18 protein-coding genes are annotated in these 16,777 nt (G+C 41.6%); 3 read left to right on the forward strand and 15 right to left on the reverse strand.

Annotated features, from left to right (window positions below; translation table 11 throughout):
• The 8 genes from priA to miaA form a co-directional block, all read right to left on the reverse strand.
• Positions 1-2,418, reverse strand: coding sequence for a primosomal protein N' (priA, locus tag A3O17_RS07110; protein ID WP_064213211.1), 2,418 nt, complete (start codon positions 2,416-2,418; stop codon positions 1-3).
• A 1-nt stretch (position 2,419) separates the two neighbouring features.
• Entirely contained in the window at positions 2,420-3,631 is a 1,212-nt protein-coding gene (coaBC, locus tag A3O17_RS07115; protein ID WP_064213319.1) for a bifunctional phosphopantothenoylcysteine decarboxylase/phosphopantothenate--cysteine ligase CoaBC, read from the reverse strand.
• Between the two features lie 84 nt (positions 3,632-3,715).
• On the reverse strand, positions 3,716-3,922 hold the full coding sequence (gene rpoZ / locus A3O17_RS07120) for a DNA-directed RNA polymerase subunit omega (RefSeq protein ID WP_057827919.1): 207 nt from the start codon (positions 3,920-3,922) through the stop codon (positions 3,716-3,718).
• A 14-nt stretch (positions 3,923-3,936) separates the two neighbouring features.
• Positions 3,937-4,563, reverse strand: coding sequence for a guanylate kinase (gmk, locus tag A3O17_RS07125; RefSeq protein WP_057827918.1), 627 nt, complete (start codon positions 4,561-4,563; stop codon positions 3,937-3,939).
• Positions 4,564-4,760: 197 nt separating this feature from the next.
• Positions 4,761-6,104, reverse strand: a complete 1,344-nt coding sequence (gene glnA, locus A3O17_RS07130) for a type I glutamate--ammonia ligase (protein WP_064213210.1) — start codon at positions 6,102-6,104, stop codon at positions 4,761-4,763.
• A gap of 32 nt (positions 6,105-6,136) precedes the next feature.
• Positions 6,137-6,526 carry a MerR family transcriptional regulator gene (locus A3O17_RS07135; protein ID WP_064213209.1) on the reverse strand — a complete coding sequence of 130 codons (390 nt, stop codon included), beginning with the start codon at positions 6,524-6,526 and terminating at the stop codon, positions 6,137-6,139.
• Between the two features lie 80 nt (positions 6,527-6,606).
• Positions 6,607-7,869, reverse strand: a complete 1,263-nt coding sequence (locus tag A3O17_RS07140; RefSeq protein WP_064207700.1) for a methionine gamma-lyase family protein — start codon at positions 7,867-7,869, stop codon at positions 6,607-6,609.
• Positions 7,869-8,801 carry a tRNA (adenosine(37)-N6)-dimethylallyltransferase MiaA gene (gene miaA, locus A3O17_RS07145; RefSeq protein ID WP_064213208.1) on the reverse strand — a complete coding sequence of 311 codons (933 nt, stop codon included), beginning with the start codon at positions 8,799-8,801 and terminating at the stop codon, positions 7,869-7,871. The genes A3O17_RS07140 and miaA overlap by 1 nt, the downstream gene beginning before the upstream one ends.
• Positions 8,802-8,930: 129 nt before the next feature.
• Between miaA and A3O17_RS07150 the strand changes: the two genes are divergently transcribed.
• Positions 8,931-9,107, forward strand: a complete 177-nt coding sequence (locus A3O17_RS07150) for a DUF3042 family protein (RefSeq protein WP_064485250.1) — start codon at positions 8,931-8,933, stop codon at positions 9,105-9,107.
• 88 nt (positions 9,108-9,195) lie between these two features.
• Here A3O17_RS07150 and A3O17_RS07155 read toward each other — a convergent pair whose 3' ends face one another.
• From A3O17_RS07155 to A3O17_RS07180, 6 genes are all read right to left on the reverse strand, one after another.
• Entirely contained in the window at positions 9,196-9,612 is a 417-nt protein-coding gene (locus tag A3O17_RS07155; RefSeq protein ID WP_225354664.1) for a rhodanese-like domain-containing protein, read from the reverse strand.
• 28 nt (positions 9,613-9,640) lie between these two features.
• Positions 9,641-10,603, reverse strand: a complete 963-nt coding sequence (locus A3O17_RS07160; protein ID WP_064213207.1) for an ROK family glucokinase — start codon at positions 10,601-10,603, stop codon at positions 9,641-9,643.
• A 10-nt stretch (positions 10,604-10,613) separates the two neighbouring features.
• Positions 10,614-10,832 (reverse strand): YqgQ family protein, encoded by a 219-nt coding sequence (locus A3O17_RS07165; protein WP_057827912.1) that lies wholly within the window; start codon positions 10,830-10,832, stop codon positions 10,614-10,616.
• A gap of 15 nt (positions 10,833-10,847) precedes the next feature.
• Complete coding sequence (locus A3O17_RS07170; RefSeq protein ID WP_064213206.1) at positions 10,848-11,507, reverse strand: rhomboid family intramembrane serine protease; 660 nt, start codon at positions 11,505-11,507, stop codon at positions 10,848-10,850.
• 120 nt (positions 11,508-11,627) lie between these two features.
• Complete coding sequence (rpmG, locus tag A3O17_RS07175) at positions 11,628-11,777, reverse strand: 50S ribosomal protein L33 (protein ID WP_057827910.1); 150 nt, start codon at positions 11,775-11,777, stop codon at positions 11,628-11,630.
• Between the two features lie 186 nt (positions 11,778-11,963).
• Positions 11,964-14,042, reverse strand: coding sequence for a peptidoglycan D,D-transpeptidase FtsI family protein (locus tag A3O17_RS07180; protein WP_081255679.1), 2,079 nt, complete (start codon positions 14,040-14,042; stop codon positions 11,964-11,966).
• A gap of 169 nt (positions 14,043-14,211) precedes the next feature.
• On the opposite strand from A3O17_RS07180, the gene A3O17_RS07185 reads away from it, so the two are divergent.
• Both A3O17_RS07185 and A3O17_RS07190 read left to right on the forward strand, forming a co-directional pair.
• Positions 14,212-14,769 carry a hypothetical protein gene (locus tag A3O17_RS07185; RefSeq protein WP_064213205.1) on the forward strand — a complete coding sequence of 186 codons (558 nt, stop codon included), beginning with the start codon at positions 14,212-14,214 and terminating at the stop codon, positions 14,767-14,769.
• Positions 14,770-14,783: 14 nt separating this feature from the next.
• Entirely contained in the window at positions 14,784-15,686 is a 903-nt protein-coding gene (locus tag A3O17_RS07190) for an FAD:protein FMN transferase (RefSeq protein ID WP_180752512.1), read from the forward strand.
• Positions 15,687-15,724: 38 nt separating this feature from the next.
• Here A3O17_RS07190 and A3O17_RS07195 read toward each other — a convergent pair whose 3' ends face one another.
• Positions 15,725-16,765, reverse strand: coding sequence for a serine hydrolase domain-containing protein (locus A3O17_RS07195; RefSeq protein ID WP_064213204.1), 1,041 nt, complete (start codon positions 16,763-16,765; stop codon positions 15,725-15,727).
• Between the last annotated feature and the right edge of the window lie 12 nt (positions 16,766-16,777).

Below are 16,777 nucleotides of genomic sequence, written 5' to 3' on the forward strand. Positions count from 1 at the left end.
TTAAATAAAGTTCATCGGATCGCGATCAATTACGATTTGCAATCCGTTTCGTTCTTCTTTTTGACTGGTTAATAATAAGTTTTGAAGATATTTTTCAAGTTGTGGTTCATTTTTATATTTAATTACTAATTGGTAATAATACCGGTTATTGATCCGCATAATTGACTGCGGTGTCGGCCCCAAAATCACGGCTTTTTGAGACAAATAATTGACGACCTCACCGCGAATTTGGAACATTTTTTGCGCCGCATCCGCTTCCGTTCGCGCACTTGCAGTAATTTGAATCGTATAGTAATACGGTGGATATCCACCTTGATGCCGAACCTGCATTTCTTTTCCGAAAAAATGTTCATAATCTTGCCGCTGGGCATACTGAATAGCATAGTGATCCGGATTGTATGTCTGAATCAAAACATTGCCTTCTTTTTCAGCCCGGCCGGCACGCCCACTTACCTGGGTCAAAAGTTGAAATGTGCGTTCACTTGCCCGAAAATCCGGCAATCCCAGCGAAGTATCGGCATTTAACACTCCCACAAGCGTTACGTTGGGAAAATCAAGCCCCTTGGCAATCATTTGAGTTCCAAGCAAAATGTCTGCATGATGCTTGCCAAATTCATCTAAGATTCGTTCATGCGCTCCTTTGCGCCGGGTCGTATCAACATCCATGCGTAAGATCCGGGCAGTTGGGAAAAGTTCAGTCAATTCCTTTTCAACCCGTTGCGTGCCGGTTCCAAAATACCGGACTGCCTTGCTGTGACAATTCGGACAAACTTGCGGAACCGGTTCTTCATGGCCGCAATAATGACACTTTAATGAATTCGTATCTTTATGATACGTCAATGAAATATCACAGTTCGGACACTTGATCACTTCACCGCATTCGCGACACATCAAAAATGAAGAATATCCTCTTCGGTTTAACATTAAAACAACTTGTTCATTCAACGCAAGTTTTTTCTGAATCTCAGTTGCCAATTCTTGGGAAATATCTGTCGTTGGCGCATAGCGGCCTGCCTGCCGCATATCAACTAATTGAACATGCGGCAAATCCTTCCCGTTAATCCGCTTCGTCAATCGTAACCATTGGTAAACGCCCTTTTGCGCCCGTGCCCGGGATTCAAGCGATGGCGTTGCACTTCCAAGAACAACTGGACAATGGTGATATTGGCCGCGCCACTGGGCAACATCGCGCGCATGATACCGCGGCATGTCCTCCTGTTTGTAACTTGTTTCATGCTCTTCATCCATGATAATGACGCCCAGATTTTTGATCGGTGCAAAAATTGCTGAGCGGGCGCCAACAACGACTTGAGCATCGCCCTTTTCAATCCGACGCCATTCGTCATATCGTTCACCGTCGGATAATGCACTGTGTAAAAGCGCAACCTGATCGCCAAACCGGGCTTTGAATTGCCGTACGATTTGCGGGGTCAACGAAATTTCCGGAACAAGCATTAAAGCTGATTTGCCCTGCGCAAGCGCATGCTGAATGATCTGCAAATAAACTTCAGTTTTGCCGCTCCCCGTTACTCCTTCAAGTAAAAAGGTTGCTGCTTGTTTTCCGTCAATTGCCTGATCAACCGCATTCGTCGCCTTGGCCTGTTCAGCAGTCAACTTTTTGGGCGTCGACGGTTGGACCTGGTCAATTTGATATGGATTACGGTACTTTTCAATTTGATACCGGGTAATCCATCCTTTTTGGGCAGCCATTTTCAAGTCGCTTGCAGTAAAATTATTTTTCCGGGTCACATCACTTTGAACAAATTCTTGCTCATGATTCGTGATCAAAAAGTCAAGCAAGCGTTTCTGTTTGGCTGCATTTTTTCTTAACGTTTTCTTGGCTGTCTGCAATTCTTCGACCGTCATTTGAGCTTTAAATGCCCAAACTAACTTTGATTTTGCCCGGTCATCAACGTGATAGACAATTTCAACTTGGTTTGCCTTGCGTAACTTCTCAACTTGATTTAATTGACTTGAAGTTAACTTTTGTGGATTAAACTCAACTTCACTTTGGTGATCAAAAAGAGTGGCAAGGTCTGGGGTTATATTTTTACCGGTCAACTTAAGCGTTTTGCGGTAACTTGCCCGCATTGCATTCGGGAGCATGACTTGCAAGCAGCGAATCTTAAATGCAAACGTCCGCTGCGTCAGCCAATCTGCCATCGCCATGGCTTCATCACTTAAAACCGGATTCAAATCAATCACATCGATCACTGATTTTAATTGGTGTTCACCTGAATATTCATCTGTCAGTCCCGTCACAAATCCCTGAATTTTCCGGTTTCCGTTACCGAATTCAACCACAACGCGCATCCCGATTTGCAAAAAGTCCTGAAACTTTGCTGGAATTTGATAAGTAAACGGATGGTTGGTCTGCATTGCCGGAACATCGACAATTACTTCTGCATATCGACTAATTTTAACCTTCCTCTTTTCTGATCAATTTTTCGATTTCATTTAATATTTTCTGTGCAAAAACCTGCTTTGAAACCTTTGAAACTTCAAGTGGTTCCTGATGCGGCTGCAAAATATAGCCGGCATTTTGGTCACTGCCAAATCCAATATCGCTGCGCGAAACATCATTGGCAACGATCATATCGACCTTTTTATCTTCCAGTTCAGCCGTTGCATTTTGAAGCAGGTGATCCGTTTCAGCAGCAAAGCCAACTAAAACTTGGCGATGCTTTTGATTACCTAATATCCGCAATAAATTTGGATTCCGTTTCAGTGTCAACTGAACTTGCTGGTTAGCATTCGCTTTAATTTTTTGATCATCCGGCCGTTCAACGTGGTAGTCTGAAACCGCGGCGGCCATGATCAAGACATCATTTTGCGGAAACTCTTCCATTAATTTAGTTTGCAGATCCGCAAACGTTTGGATGCGGATCACGTTCACGTTCGTTGGCAAATCAACCGTAACCATTCCCGCAATCAACGTTACATCGGCTCCTTGAAGGGCTGCATTTTCAGCAAGCGCGATTCCCATTTTGCCGCTTGAACGGTTTCCAATAAACCGCACCGGATCAATTGGTTCTTGCGTTCCTCCAGCCGTTACCAGCACCTTGATTCCCCGAAGCGGCTGATCATTCGCTTGCTTTTCAATCCACTCTAAAACTGCTTGCGGCTCCGGCATTCGCCCTTTTCCGGCATATCCTTCTGCTAAAAAGCCGGTCGCCGGTTCCATTATGTGAATTCCATCGGCTTTCAACTGATGAACGTTTCGTTGAACAGCAGGGTTAGCCCACATCTCATCATTCATTGCGGGAACAACGAATTTATCCTTCGCCGTTGCAGTCAGTGCCGACGAAACAAGGTCATCAGCAATTCCATTTGCCATTTTCCCAATGATATCTGCCGTGGCCGGAATGACGATCGAAAGGTCTGCCCACCGCGCAATTTCAATATGCGGAATAAACTCCCCGCGTTGCTCAGCGTCATTAAAATTTGTTAATACCGGATTTTTGGACAACGTCGCCATTGTCAACGGTGAAATGAAATTCGTCGCTGCCGCCGTCATCGCCACGCGGACTTCAGCTTTTGCCTTGATCAAAAGCCGAACAAAGCTTACAACCTTATAACTTGCAATTCCCCCGGTCACATAAACCGCGATTTTTTTACCTTTCAATGCCATTTCTTCACCCCATCGCTTATTAATACAAGAAAAGAGGTCGGACACCATGTCACAACCTCCCATCATATTGATTTAAATTAAAAATTAGTTTTCACCTTTAATTGTCAACTTGCCAGCTTCAACTTCTTCCAAAGCCTTACCAACATTCTTATCTGACTTGTATTCGTCTTCGTTTAACAATGGTAATGCGCCAGCATCTAATTCATGAGCACGTTTAGCTGCTAACATTACTAATGAATAACGTGAGTTAACATGTTCTAAAAGTTTATCGACAGATGGATATAAAATCATTTGACAGCATCTCCTTATTGTTGATCATCGTCTAAGCCAAGTTGTTTCTTGTAATCAGGTAAGAACCGTTTTACGCGCCAGCGTTCAGCCCGAATGATCGTTTGAATCTTTTCTGCAGCCTTTGGAACTTCATCATTCACAACTGCATAATCATAATTCTGCATCATTTCGATCTCACCGACAGCCTTTTCCATTCGCTTGTCAATTGTTGCTAAATCATCCGTTCCCCGATTAATGATCCGTTGACGTAATTCCATTAAATCTGGTGGTGTTAAGAAAATAAACAACCCATCCGGAACCTTTTCCCGGACTTGCATTGCACCCTTAACTTCAATTTCAAGGAAAACATCCTTACCTTGATCTAACATTTCATTAACATATTTTAAAGGTGTTCCGTAATAGTTGTCAACATATTTAGCGTATTCCAACATCCCGCCATTTTCAATTTCCTTTTCAAATTCTTCCTTTGAAACAAAGAAATAATCTTTTCCATCAACTTCTCCGGGACGCTTCTTCCGGGTCGTCATTGAAACTGAATAGTGGAAAGTATTATCCTCACGTGAAAAGATTTCCTTTCGTACAGTTCCCTTTCCAACTCCTGATGGTCCTGAAAGAACAATTAACATTCCGCGTTTTGGCATTTTGAATCTCCTCTAGAAACAATTTTAATAACTATTATCCCCTTTGAACGCCTATTTTTCAAGTGATTTCCAAAGGTTTTCAATTTTCTAATGAAGATTTCATTTATTGCTGATCAAAGAGTTTAAAACACGATCATCTGGAGATAACAAAAAGGCTGTGACATCCGTCACAGTCTTTAATCACTTTCAAATTGATTTTAATACAATTCAAGGTATTGGTCGCGTTCCCATTGTGAAACGTCTTGCCGGTATGAATCCCATTCAAGTGTCTTTGCTTCAACGAAATTGTTGAAGAGGTGTTCCCCAAGAGCGCCTTGAATTACTTCATCATTTTTCAATTCTTTAAGGGCATTGTGCAATGTTGATGGCAAATCTTTAATGCCATTTTCACGCCGTTCTTCTTCATCCATTGCGTAAATGTTACGGTCAACGGATGCAGCCGGTTCGATCTTATTCCGTAATCCATCAAGGCCGGCTTCCAAAATCGCAGCAATCGCCATGTATGGGTTAGCTGACGGATCAACTGACCGCAATTCAAACCGGGTGCCTTGTTCACGTGCCATTGGAACCCGGATTAATGGTGAGCGATTCCGACCTGACCATGCAACGTAAACCGGAGCTTCAAACCCAGGAACCAACCGTTTGTATGAGTTAACGGTTGGGTTGGTAATTGCCGTGAAACTCCGGGCGTGCTTCAATAATCCGCCTAAGAAGTAGTATGCTTTTTGAGATAACTTTTGGTCGCCATTCTCATCGTAGAAGACATTGCCGTTCTTATCGAAAAGTGACATGTTGATGTGCATTCCAGAGCCGTTAACTTGAGCTAATGGTTTAGGCATGAATGTTGCATGCAAGCCGTGCTTCCGGGCAACGGTCTTAACAACTAACTTAAAGGTTTGAATATTGTCACAAGCATGCAAAGCATCTTCATACTTAAAGTCAACTTCGTGTTGACCAGGAGCAACTTCGTGGTGCGATGCTTCAACATCAAAGCCCATGCGTTCAAGTTCAAGGACGATTTCCCGCCGGCAGTTTTCCCCCATATCAACCGGAGCAAAGTCAAAGTAGCTGCCGTTGTCGTTCAAATGCATCGTTGGTTTGCCGGTTTCTGGATCAAGTTTGAAAAGGAAGAATTCAGGTTCCGGACCAATGTTAAAGTCGGTGAACCCTTCTGCTTTCATTTCATCCAAGACGCGCATCAAATTATTCCGCGGATCGCCCATGAATGGCTTGCGGTCAGCTGTGTAAACTTCGCAGATGATCCGGGCAACCTTTCCGTGTTCGCTTCCCCATGGAAAAATCATCCAGGTTGATAAGTCTGGATATAACCACATATCACTTTCTTCAATCCGAACAAAGCCGTCAATTGAAGAACCGTCAAACATTAATTTATTATCAAGCAACTTATCTAATTGGCTAATCGGAACTTCCACATTTTTGATCGTTCCGTAAAGATCGGTAAACATTAACCGTAAAAATTGAACGTTTTCTTCTTTAGCCATCCGCCGAATATCGGCCTTAGTATAATCATGCTTAACCATTTTATTAATAGGCTCCTTTTAAAATTGATAAATTAGAGCGTCCGATTGTTACGAATCGAAGGTTTGCTATGCCGGTTAAGTCCGCCAGCGTTGACAAAGTCATTGCGCAAAATTTTCCGAACAGCGTCATCTGACAAAGATTGCGCCATCTTTTCACGACGACGTTCTTCTTCAGCTGCCTTTTGGGCATAAATTTTCTTGATTGAAGCCATGTTATACCCATCTGCAAGGTAGTCCTTAATTTCAAGCAATTTATCAATATCGTTTAATGAATACATCCGGCGGTTTCCTTCATTTCGTTCAGGAATCACCAATTCTTGTTCTTCATAGTACCGAATTTGCCGGGCACTTAAATCCGTAAGCTTCATTACCGTTCCAATTGGAAGAACAGCAAGGGAGCGACGTAGTTCCTTTTCTTTCATAACAACCCTCCTCTCATTGGTTCAATCATATCAATCACCCACTCGTCTGTCAATGGACTTATGTTATATTTTATAACATCTTACGCTTTATAGTATGTTTCATTTACCGCATTGGTAATTGCAACCTTCACGTGGGCGTATGATAATCCCCCTTGAATATACAATGCATACGGTTCGCGCAGCGGCCCATCACTTGATAATTCGATCGTTGAACCTTCAACAAAGCTTCCGGATGCCATAATAATTTCATCTTCGTAATTATCCATTTCACTTGGAATTGGATCAACAAACGCATTCAACGGTGAATTATGCTGAATACTTGCACAGAATTTGATCATTGCTTCCCGTTCATGGAAGATCACCGTTTGAACAAGATCGGTCCGCGGAGCATCCCATTTCGGTGAAACTTCTGCTCCCATCTTTTCAAGCAATGCGGCGGTAAAAATTGCTCCCTTAACGGCTTCGCCCGTTGTATGCGGAGCAAGGAAAAAGCCGCGGTAAAAATCACGTTGATAGCCGTACGTTGCGCCTTCGCCTTTACCAGGACCTGGTGCAAATAAGCGTGATGATGCGCGCATGATCAAATCATGCCGGCCAACTAAAAAGGCTCCTGATTTGGCCACTCCCGCACCAGCATTTTTGTACATTGAGCCGGCCATTAAGTCTGCTCCGTAAAATGTCGGTTCGTCCTTTTCGGTGAATTCACCATAACAGTTATCGATGAAAATAATTGCTTCCGGAGCAATCGCCTTTACAAATTCAATCATCTTTTTGATTTCAGCAACCGTAAAGCTATCCCGGGTAGCATATCCGCGCGAACGTTGAATTGCAACGACCTTGATCGATTTATCCTGCTTCAGCTTTGCCCCTACTGCATCATAATCAATTTTGCCGTCTTTAAGTGGAGTATAGGCAAACTTGATCCCATATTCCTTCATTGAACCCGGATTATCGCCGACGATTCCAATTACCTGTTGGATCGTATCATACGGCATTCCTGTCATGTAATATAAAGTATCGCCTGGCATTAACGATGCAAATAACGCCGTTGAAATCGCATGCGTTCCAGAAACCATTTGCGGCCGTACAAGGGCGTCATCACACTTAAAATAATCAGCAAAAATATCTTCCAGTTTATCACGGCCAACATCATCATACCCATATCCCGTTGAACCAACGAGGTCTTCTTCAGCCACATGGTGTTTACGGTATAAATCTAAGATCCGCTGTTGGTTATATAAAACCGTTTCATCAACTGCTGCCAATTGTGGCGCAATCATTTGATCAACTTCAGCAACCTTTTGTTGTAAATCCTGCGGAAACTTTTCAATCCATTTTTCCATTATCTTTTCTCCTTTAACCATTTTTCAACTAATTCAATAATTCGCGGATAGTCCGTGTCAAAGTTTTGAACAAGGTCAAACCAGTGAACATCCATCTTATTGCGAAACCATGTTAATTGCCGTTTAGCATAATGCCGCGAATTCTGTTTGACTTTTGCGATACATTCTTCAAGCGAAGCCTGATGTTCAAAATATGGATAAAATTCTTTGTAGCCAATTCCTTTTCCAGCTGGTAATTTGCTTCCACCATTTTCATACAAATAGCGGGCTTCATCAAGGACCCCATCCTTGACCATCAAATCAACGCGGTGGTTAATCCGCTCATACAATACCGCCCGTTCCGTATTTAACCCGATGATCAAAAAGTCATAAGTATCATTGGCGTGATCCCTTTGAATCGAAAACTTCTTACCGGTCTTTTCAAAAACTTCCAATGCCCGAATTACCCGGCGTTCATTGGTAACCGGAATTTTGGCAGCTGCCACCGGATCGATTTGATCAAGCCGGTCCCACAGTGCTTGTTGCCCATGCTCTTGGGCATACTGATGAAGTTGATTTCGCAAATGGTCATCCTGATATTGATCATTTCCAAAATGAAAGTCATCAATAAGTGACTGCAAATAGAAGCCAGTCCCACCAACCAGCATTGGCAGCGCATCTTGAGCCGCAATTTTTGAAATTGCTTTTTTAGTCCGGTCGATGAAATCGGCAACCGAAAAACGTTGGTCAACTGGAATCTCATCCAATAAGTAATGCGGAATTCCTTGCATTTCTTTAGCGGTGACCTTCGCGGTTCCAATGTCCAGCTTTTGATAAACCTGCATCGAATCTCCCGACACAACCTGACCGTTAAATTTTTGGGCCAGCTTAATTGATAACGTTGTCTTTCCAACCGCCGTTGGCCCAACGATCATTAAAACCTTCTGCGCCACTTTCCTGCTCCTTTCTCCTTACTTCTCTTGTAATTGTATCATTCAAGTTAAATTTTAACAGTTTTACCTAGCATTTTTTGGCGATTTAATTCATAATGATAATATACCAATAATTGAGGAGGAATTTCCATGAAATCATTTGGTAAGGGATTCTTTACTGGGATCGTAACAACCGTTGGCGTTGTTGCTGGTGCCGTTTATGCATTTAAGAAAACAGTTGTTGAACCAATGGAAGAACGTGAAGCAATCTTAGAAGAACACCGTCGCCGTGCTCTTCGGAAGAGCCGTTCAGCTCATCAACGTTAATTAAGGTAATAAAAAAGGCTGGGATTTCGATCCCAGCCTTTTTTTATCGGGTTCCAAAACAAACGAGCTGTTTTGTCACACCTTCTTTTTAATTTTTCTTCTTTTTTCCGTCCCACTTATTGTATCCGCCTTTAAGAACGAAGATCTTATCAAAGCCTTCCTTTTTCAGCATGATCGCACACCGAAGAGCAAGGGCTTTTCCTTGTTCATACAAGTAAACCGGCATGTCCTTCCGGATACCACCAATATACATCTTAAATTGTGAAAACGGGATATTCCGCGCACCTAAGATATGACCGGCTTTAAATGAATCTTCTTCACGAACATCAATAATTTGAGCGTGGTGCATTGCCTTCTTGAATTCTTCGTTATCAACGATTTTAGCTGCCTGCCGACTACGAACAAAAATTACAACTTGATTAATTACCATCCATAACAAAATGATAATTAAAATCATATCGACCCAAAATAAAACAGAGTGGGCTTTTCCTAAAAGCAATTCAATTGGCTCCTTTCAAAATAACCAAATAATCTTAGTCCTTAAACTTCAATGCTAATGAAGCAGCTCCAATTACGCCAGCTTCATTTCCTAATTGAGCTAACTTGATTTCAGTTGAACTCTTAACCGTTGGGAATGCATATTCGTTAAAGTAGTTTTGAACTTGATCAAGCAAGAATTGACCGGCAGCTGAAACGCCCCCGCCAATTACGATTGCACTTGGATTCAAAATACTTGCAAAGTTGGCACAAGCCAAACCTAAGTAGTTGCATACCCGGTCAACAACCATTTTAGCCAATGGATCATTTTCTTTAGCCAAATCAAAGACTAATTTTGATGTAACTTCTTCACCGTCATCGGTTAATTGTTTAAGTTTCGAATTGCCGGCATATTCTTCAGCCATGTCACGAGCAACCCGAACAACCCCAGTTGCTGATGCATAAGCTTCAAGACAACCCCGGTTTCCACATGTACATAAGTAGCCGCCTGGGTGAACGTTCATGTGACCAACTTCACCGCCGGCACCCATTCCGTGAACAAGTTTTCCGTTGGTAATGATTCCGCCACCAACACCGGTTCCTAACGTAATGAAGACAACGTCATCGGCATTTTCGCCGGCACCTTTCCACCGTTCGCCAAGGGCTGCAACGTTGGCATCGTTATCAACCGCAAACTTGATGTTTGTGCCTTTTTCGATTTCTTCCTTAACGTTTTGAACAGTCTTCCAGTTCAAATTGTATGCCCCAACAACTGTTCCTTTTTCAAGATCAACTGTTCCGGGAGTTCCCATTCCAATTCCGATAAATTGATCTGGCTTCATTCCATACATTTCAAGGTGGTGGTTGATTGATTCGATGATATCAGGAACGATGTGGCTTCCTTCATCTAAAATATTGGTTTCAATACTCCACCGTTGTTGAATTTCACCATCTTCAGTTGTAATCGCAAATTTGATCGTTGTCCCGCCAAGGTCAACCCCAATTAATTTTTTTTCCATAATGCTCCTCCTAAATGTCTTTTTTCGCCGCTTCGCGCTTTTCTTCTTCGCGATGCTCTTTGTCCAAAATAAGTTTGGCATTGAGGTACGTCTTTTGATCAACAACACCGGCTTTATACAAGTGATCAAGTTCAATTGCCGTTAATTCAATATCCCATAACCGCTTGCCGACGTAAATAAAAACGCCGAACTGCTTTAAAAATTGCTGAACGTCATAGTAGTTTTTCAAAATAACATCCCCATCTTAAGCCGTAGCGGTATGCATTCCTCTGACAAAAATTGCTGCAAACAGAAGAACTAAACCAACTAAGGCCAGCCATCTTTTATGCGTTTCAACTTTTCCAATTTGAGGAGCGCCAACAATGTAACCTAATAAGAAACCGCCCATTAGGCCGCCAAGGTGTCCCCAAAGATCAATTGATCCGGTCAAATCGCTTAACAAATTCAAAACAACTAAAACTAAAAATTGCTTTGCAATCGTCCGAATATACGGGTCATCCCGAAATGACTCGCCAAGCATCAGGTATGCGCCAAACAGACCAAACAATGCTGTACTTGCCCCTGCTGAAATCGCAGGCGTAAATGCAAAGCTTGCAATGTTTCCGCAAATTCCGCTTATCAGATAAATAACTAAGAAACGCCACGTGCCAAATAAATATTCGATCTGCATTCCTAAAAAGTAAAGGGTTACCATATTTAATACGATATGTTGAAACCCAATATGCAAAAACATCGGCGTAAATAACCGCCAAATCTGTCCCGCCGCAATTAACGCATTATCTTTCGCACCAAATTCAATTAAAATATTCGGATTCGTTGAACCGCCTGCAACTGTCATTAATAAATACATCGCAATATTAATGACAATTAACATAATCGTCATCTTTGGTCTTTTCTTGCTCATGCTTTTTCCTTTCAATCACAGCACTAATGACACCGATTACATCAGACTGTGATAAAAAACATCCCTTTTTTAAGGGGATGAGCGTTTTAAAAGAAAAACAACAGGGTTTAATTCCTGTTGTTATTTTGTTTCACGGTGTAAAGTTGCTTTACGACAACGTGGGCAATACTTCTTAAGTTCTAAGCGATCTGGATTGTGACGCTTATTCTTGTTTGTTAAGTATGTTTGTTCGCCACATTCTGTGCATTCTAATGTAATATTAACACGCATCGAAATACCCTCCAACTCTTCATATTCTGTCTAATAAGGCGTTTAAACCTTCAACGTTAATATAATATCATCTTTTAAAAGATATTGCTACCGTTTTTTACTAATTGTTAAGGAAAATTCCTTGACACGGTTTTTAAGATAAAAAAAGAAGGTGATCAATTCACCTTCTTCTCACTTGATTCTCAATTAAAATCCATCACTTGACTGAACATCTTTCCAGTAAGCTGCATAAATCTGCTTGATTGCATCCAGGTTAACTTTACTTTCAGTATTATTCGCCATTCCAGGGAATGCAACCGCAACAACAACTTGCGGATTATTATATGGAGCATAACTTACCCCACTTAACGTTTCAGTCGGATTATTCTTGTAATATGTTTGGGCTGTCCCGGTCTTTCCGGCAATTTCCGGTTTAACGCCATTCAGGTACTTCCCAGTAACATATGGATTATTTCCGTGCATTACAAGGTAAAGCCCCTTCTTAACAACATCCCATTGAGCGGCTGTTCCTGGAACAACATTCAAGATGTTTGGCATAAATTGATAGATCGTCTTGCCCATCTTTCCGTCTTTTCCATTGTCGTGGATCGAATCTAAGACGTGCGGTTGCAACCTGTAACCGCCATTGGCAATGGTCGAGATGTACTGTGCCAATTGTAATGTTGTATATGTATCGTAGTTCCCGAATGAAAGGTCAAGCGCCTTCCCAATATCCGCCTTGGCTGAAGGACCTTCAAAGCCGGCTGATTCACCCGGAAGATCAATGCCGGTCTTAACCCCTAATCCAAATTGGTTGAAGTTATCCCGCATCTTTGTAAAGATCGACGGTGACATGCTGGCCAGCGACATTCCCGGTGAATATTTAATTCCCGCTTCAAGCATTGCAAGCTGCATCATATACGTGTTTGATGAAATTTCCAAGGCTTCAGGGGCTGTTAACGGCATGTTAGCCGAACCACTCTTGTTAAACCATGATGTCTTCGGTGCCGTTCCAGCTAACTTGATTGGTTGTTCTTCAAGGGTATTATTCGTTGGCGTAATTACCCCATCTTGAAGAGCTCCCATTACCGTCGCACCCTTCACAACGGACCCCATTACAAAGGTTTGGTTAATTGCGCCAATTGCGTTATCCGTGATCTTTCCGGTTTGAATATCACGACTGACTCCCGCAAGCGCATAAACCGCACCGGTATGCGGATTCATAACAACGGCATAGGCTCCTGGAACATATGGGTTCCCGCCCGCAACGCTTTGAAGAGAGTTCTTCATGATATTTTGAACATCATTTTGGAACTGGGCATTGATCGTTAATTGAATATCATCCCCTGGCTTTCCGCCATATTGTTTGATTTCTTTCTTGATTTTATTGTTCTGGGTTTCAACCTTAATGATCTCACTGTCGCCCTTCAAGGCATCTTCATATTGCGATTCAATGTAACTTGAACCAACACTGTCATTGCGTGAGTAACCCTCTGCAAGCAAGATGTTCAGCTTATCACTTGGCAATCCCTGCTTTTCAGTTGTTACCGTCCCCGCAATTTCCTTGATCGAATCCCCGCCAGGATAACTCCGTGACCAGCTGGTTCCAATCTTAACTCCTGGTAATTGTGATAAATGCGCCCCAACCTGAGCCATTTCAACGGCTGAAACACCATTGGCTTTTAACATTACGGTTGAAAGGGAATATGCCCCGTCCATCTTATTGTACAAAACGGCAGCTTGTTGCTGTTGTGGACTAAGATTATTGACCAATCCATGATCCTTAACATATGCCATTTCTTGTTTATAAAGAGCAGAACCGCTTAATGAGTTGGCATCCTTAATATGTTTTTGAACCTTTTCCGCATTGGCCGTACTTCCAAGATAATATGCCTGCTTCATGTTTTCAGTTAACTGTGACGTATCAACGCTGATATACTTTGTTAAATTATTCGCAACGTCATACATTTCTTGGGATGTAACTGAAAGCGGCTTTGTATACGTAATTGCCGTTGCTGCATCATTTGAAACCAGCAATTTACCTGAAGAATCATAAATCATTCCCCGCGGCATATCTTTGGTTTCGGTCTGCATGTTACTGTTTGAAGCATCATAAACATATTTCTTTCCATCAATGATTTGTAAATGGGCCAATTGAATAATTAATGCCGCAAAAAGTAAGAACACAATTACGAATAAAAAATTTAACCGAAACGGAATACTGTCTGCTTTATGTCCATTTCGATTACTCTTTGATAATTTATGTTGTTTTTTTAAAATTTTCAAAAGATTTCACCGTCACTTAATTACTAAATCAATTAAAATAACATTGATTGAAATTCCTGCTTAATCAGCATATGATAATGCTGAACTATACCTAATACATGGTATCACAAATTGGCAAATCGAACCATCTAAATAAGGTAATCAAATTATAGATTTTTATGGAGAAATTATGAAGAAGACATTTATTAAAAACGATACCCTCTTTTTTGAAAATGGAAATTTAAAGATCAGCGAACTGGTCAATCTTTTAAAGGCGCTTCCCTTCGAAGTCCTTTTTATCGATTCTGCTGGTCGCATCAAATTGATCATTCATCCGCTCGATCCGGACTTGAAGCTTAATCAACGAATTTCATCCCATTTATTTTTTAAAACGATGCCTGCAACCTTTGATTTTCTTGAAAAATTAAAACACGGAAAAAATTCAAAAATTTCGCGGGCATTAAAGGTCAAGGAAGAATACTATAACCTGACCTTCATTGCAATTTATGACGAAAACCAGAAATATCTTGGCTGCTTACAAATCAGTGAAAACATTACTGAAATCATTAAAAAATACCGGTACGGCGGTTTTATTGAATCTGAATTTCAAAAATCCAAGCAACCTGACCATGATTTCCATTACCATGATCAGTCGTCCGAAACATACCGCCAGGAAATCGAAAAGGACCTGATCGATATTAATACTGATGATGACAGCGATGCCATTTCTGGCGCATCCGAGTTATAAAGTAGGTGTAGATGATGCCAAAGTATCAAACCCACTTTAAAGCCTTAGGAACCAAAATTACGCTGACCGTTTTCAGTTCGTTTGATCAGCAAGTTTTCGCTCCCAGTAAGCACTTAATTGATTATTATGAAAAATTATTTTCAATCTATCTGTCAGATTCTGAAATCAGCCGGATAAATCGCGCCGCAGGTCAAAAAATGATTAAAGTTTCAACGCCAACGTTTGATCTCGTTACGCTTGCCAAAAAGATCAGTCTTAAATCATGGGGATTCAATGCAGCAATTGGCCCGCTAGTTAAAGAATGGAACGTTGGTTTTGAAGACGCGCATCGACCTGACAAAAACCAAGTTCGCCAATTATTACACCAGATTGATCCACAAAAAATTGCAACCCAAGCCCCCAACCTGATTGGCCTTCAGCAAACTGGCATGCAACTTGATCTTGGCGGAATTGCAAAGGGATACATCGCTGACCGGCTCGAAGATCTTTGGGCAGCCTTCGGGGTTCGAACGGGAATCATCGATCTTGGCGGAAATCTGTTAACAATCGGAAACAGTCCATTGCACGCTGATCAAAAATGGCGGATTGGGATTCAAGATCCTTGGAATCCACGGGGAAAGGCCCTGCGAGTGGTTCGAATGCCAGCATGTTCCGCGGTGACTTCCGGAATTTATGAACGCAACTTTACCGAAAACCACCACTTTTACCACCACATTCTTGATCCCCGGACTGGTTACCCATTAAAAACGCAGTTAATGGGGGTAACGGTCTTTACTGATCAATCAGTGTGGGGCGAAATTGAATCGACGCGGTTGTTTTTTAACCCTGAAACTGCAGTTGACGAGTTAAAAAAAGACCGCCATTTTATGGCAGCCGTTTTTGTATATCAAAATCACGAAATTCGAATTCTTAAATAAAGCGCGATTGCGACATCGGTCGCAACCGCGCTTATTATTTATAAACAAATATTTGATAACTGTTCCCGCAAATTCAACATCTGCCCGAACGTAATATTATTTGAAAAAAGGATAAACGCCTGATTTGTTCGATAATTAGCAATAAAACAGCTTTGGTAGCCATTAATTGAACCGTCGGCGTGAATAATCCCATCTCCAAGGTAAACACCATCATAATAATTATATGGGTTAGAAATGATATTATATAATGGCACATATTTTCCCGCAACTAAACCGCTAATAAAGTTCCAGTAATCTTGCGCACTGCTGAACACTTCGACGGCCCCCAGTTCGCCAGACATTCCGGTTTTCAATTCTTCGAAATTTAAATGATTGTTTTGAGCATTTCCCGGTCCCTTGGCGTTCGTAATTTGGGATGCATTCGTCACCTGATTATAAAACTTGATGTTTTTTAAATTATTCGGCTTGAAGAGATTCATTGATAAATATTTTTCATAACTTTGTCCTGTAACCTTCGAAATAATTCCGGCAAGCAATGCATAATCACTGTTCGAATAGTTCCAAGCACCCGTCTTCCCCGTTGAATCAAGATTCTTTTGGGCAAATTTCATTTGGGCTTTTTGATTTTTCAATAAATCAGTTGGCCCGCTTGTCCGGTCTTTAATCCCTGAACGGTGAGTCAACAAATTTTCAATGGTGATCTTTGACGCATTGGGAATGGACGGATAAAATTGACTGATTTTGGTATTCAGCGATAATTTCCCTTCATCGATTAATTTTTGAATTGCAATTCCCGTATAAACCTTTTGCAATGACGCAATTGGATATAGCCCCGTTGCCGTAATCACATCATTTTGTTTCATTCCGGGCTGATTACATTCAACCACGGTTGGATTCGTTCCTAAATCACCAAATAAAACGACGCCGTTGACCTTATTATTTTCTAAGAGACTGTTAACAGCATCGCGTTTGGCAACCGGTGAATCATTGACCGCGGCCGCATTACAATGACCGAAATTCAAAAATAGAAATGCCAAAAGAATTCCGAAAATTACTTTCACAAAGAATTTACGTTTCAAAGATAATCTCCC

It is taken from the genome of Ligilactobacillus aviarius, from assembly GCF_001654615.1.
Taxonomy (GTDB): domain Bacteria; phylum Bacillota; class Bacilli; order Lactobacillales; family Lactobacillaceae; genus Ligilactobacillus; species Ligilactobacillus aviarius_B.

Coding starts and splice junctions, on each gene's coding strand:
- A3O17_RS07135 (WP_064213209.1), bottom strand. CDS start 6,526: ATGAAAGAAAAGGAACTACGTCGCTCCCTTGCTGTTCTTCCAATTGGA.
- rpoZ (WP_057827919.1), bottom strand. CDS start 3,922: ATGATTTTATATCCATCTGTCGATAAACTTTTAGAACATGTTAACTCA.
- A3O17_RS07185 (WP_064213205.1), top strand. CDS start 14,212: ATGAAGAAGACATTTATTAAAAACGATACCCTCTTTTTTGAAAATGGA.
- A3O17_RS07150 (WP_064485250.1), top strand. CDS start 8,931: ATGAAATCATTTGGTAAGGGATTCTTTACTGGGATCGTAACAACCGTT.
- gmk (WP_057827918.1), bottom strand. CDS start 4,563: ATGCCAAAACGCGGAATGTTAATTGTTCTTTCAGGACCATCAGGAGTT.
- rpmG (WP_057827910.1), bottom strand. CDS start 11,777: ATGCGTGTTAATATTACATTAGAATGCACAGAATGTGGCGAACAAACA.
- A3O17_RS07170 (WP_064213206.1), bottom strand. CDS start 11,507: ATGAGCAAGAAAAGACCAAAGATGACGATTATGTTAATTGTCATTAAT.
- glnA (WP_064213210.1), bottom strand. CDS start 6,104: ATGGTTAAGCATGATTATACTAAGGCCGATATTCGGCGGATGGCTAAA.
- A3O17_RS07160 (WP_064213207.1), bottom strand. CDS start 10,603: ATGGAAAAAAAATTAATTGGGGTTGACCTTGGCGGGACAACGATCAAA.
- coaBC (WP_064213319.1), bottom strand. CDS start 3,631: ATGGCATTGAAAGGTAAAAAAATCGCGGTTTATGTGACCGGGGGAATT.
- A3O17_RS07190 (WP_180752512.1), top strand. CDS start 14,784: ATGCCAAAGTATCAAACCCACTTTAAAGCCTTAGGAACCAAAATTACG.
- A3O17_RS07140 (WP_064207700.1), bottom strand. CDS start 7,869: ATGGAAAAATGGATTGAAAAGTTTCCGCAGGATTTACAACAAAAGGTT.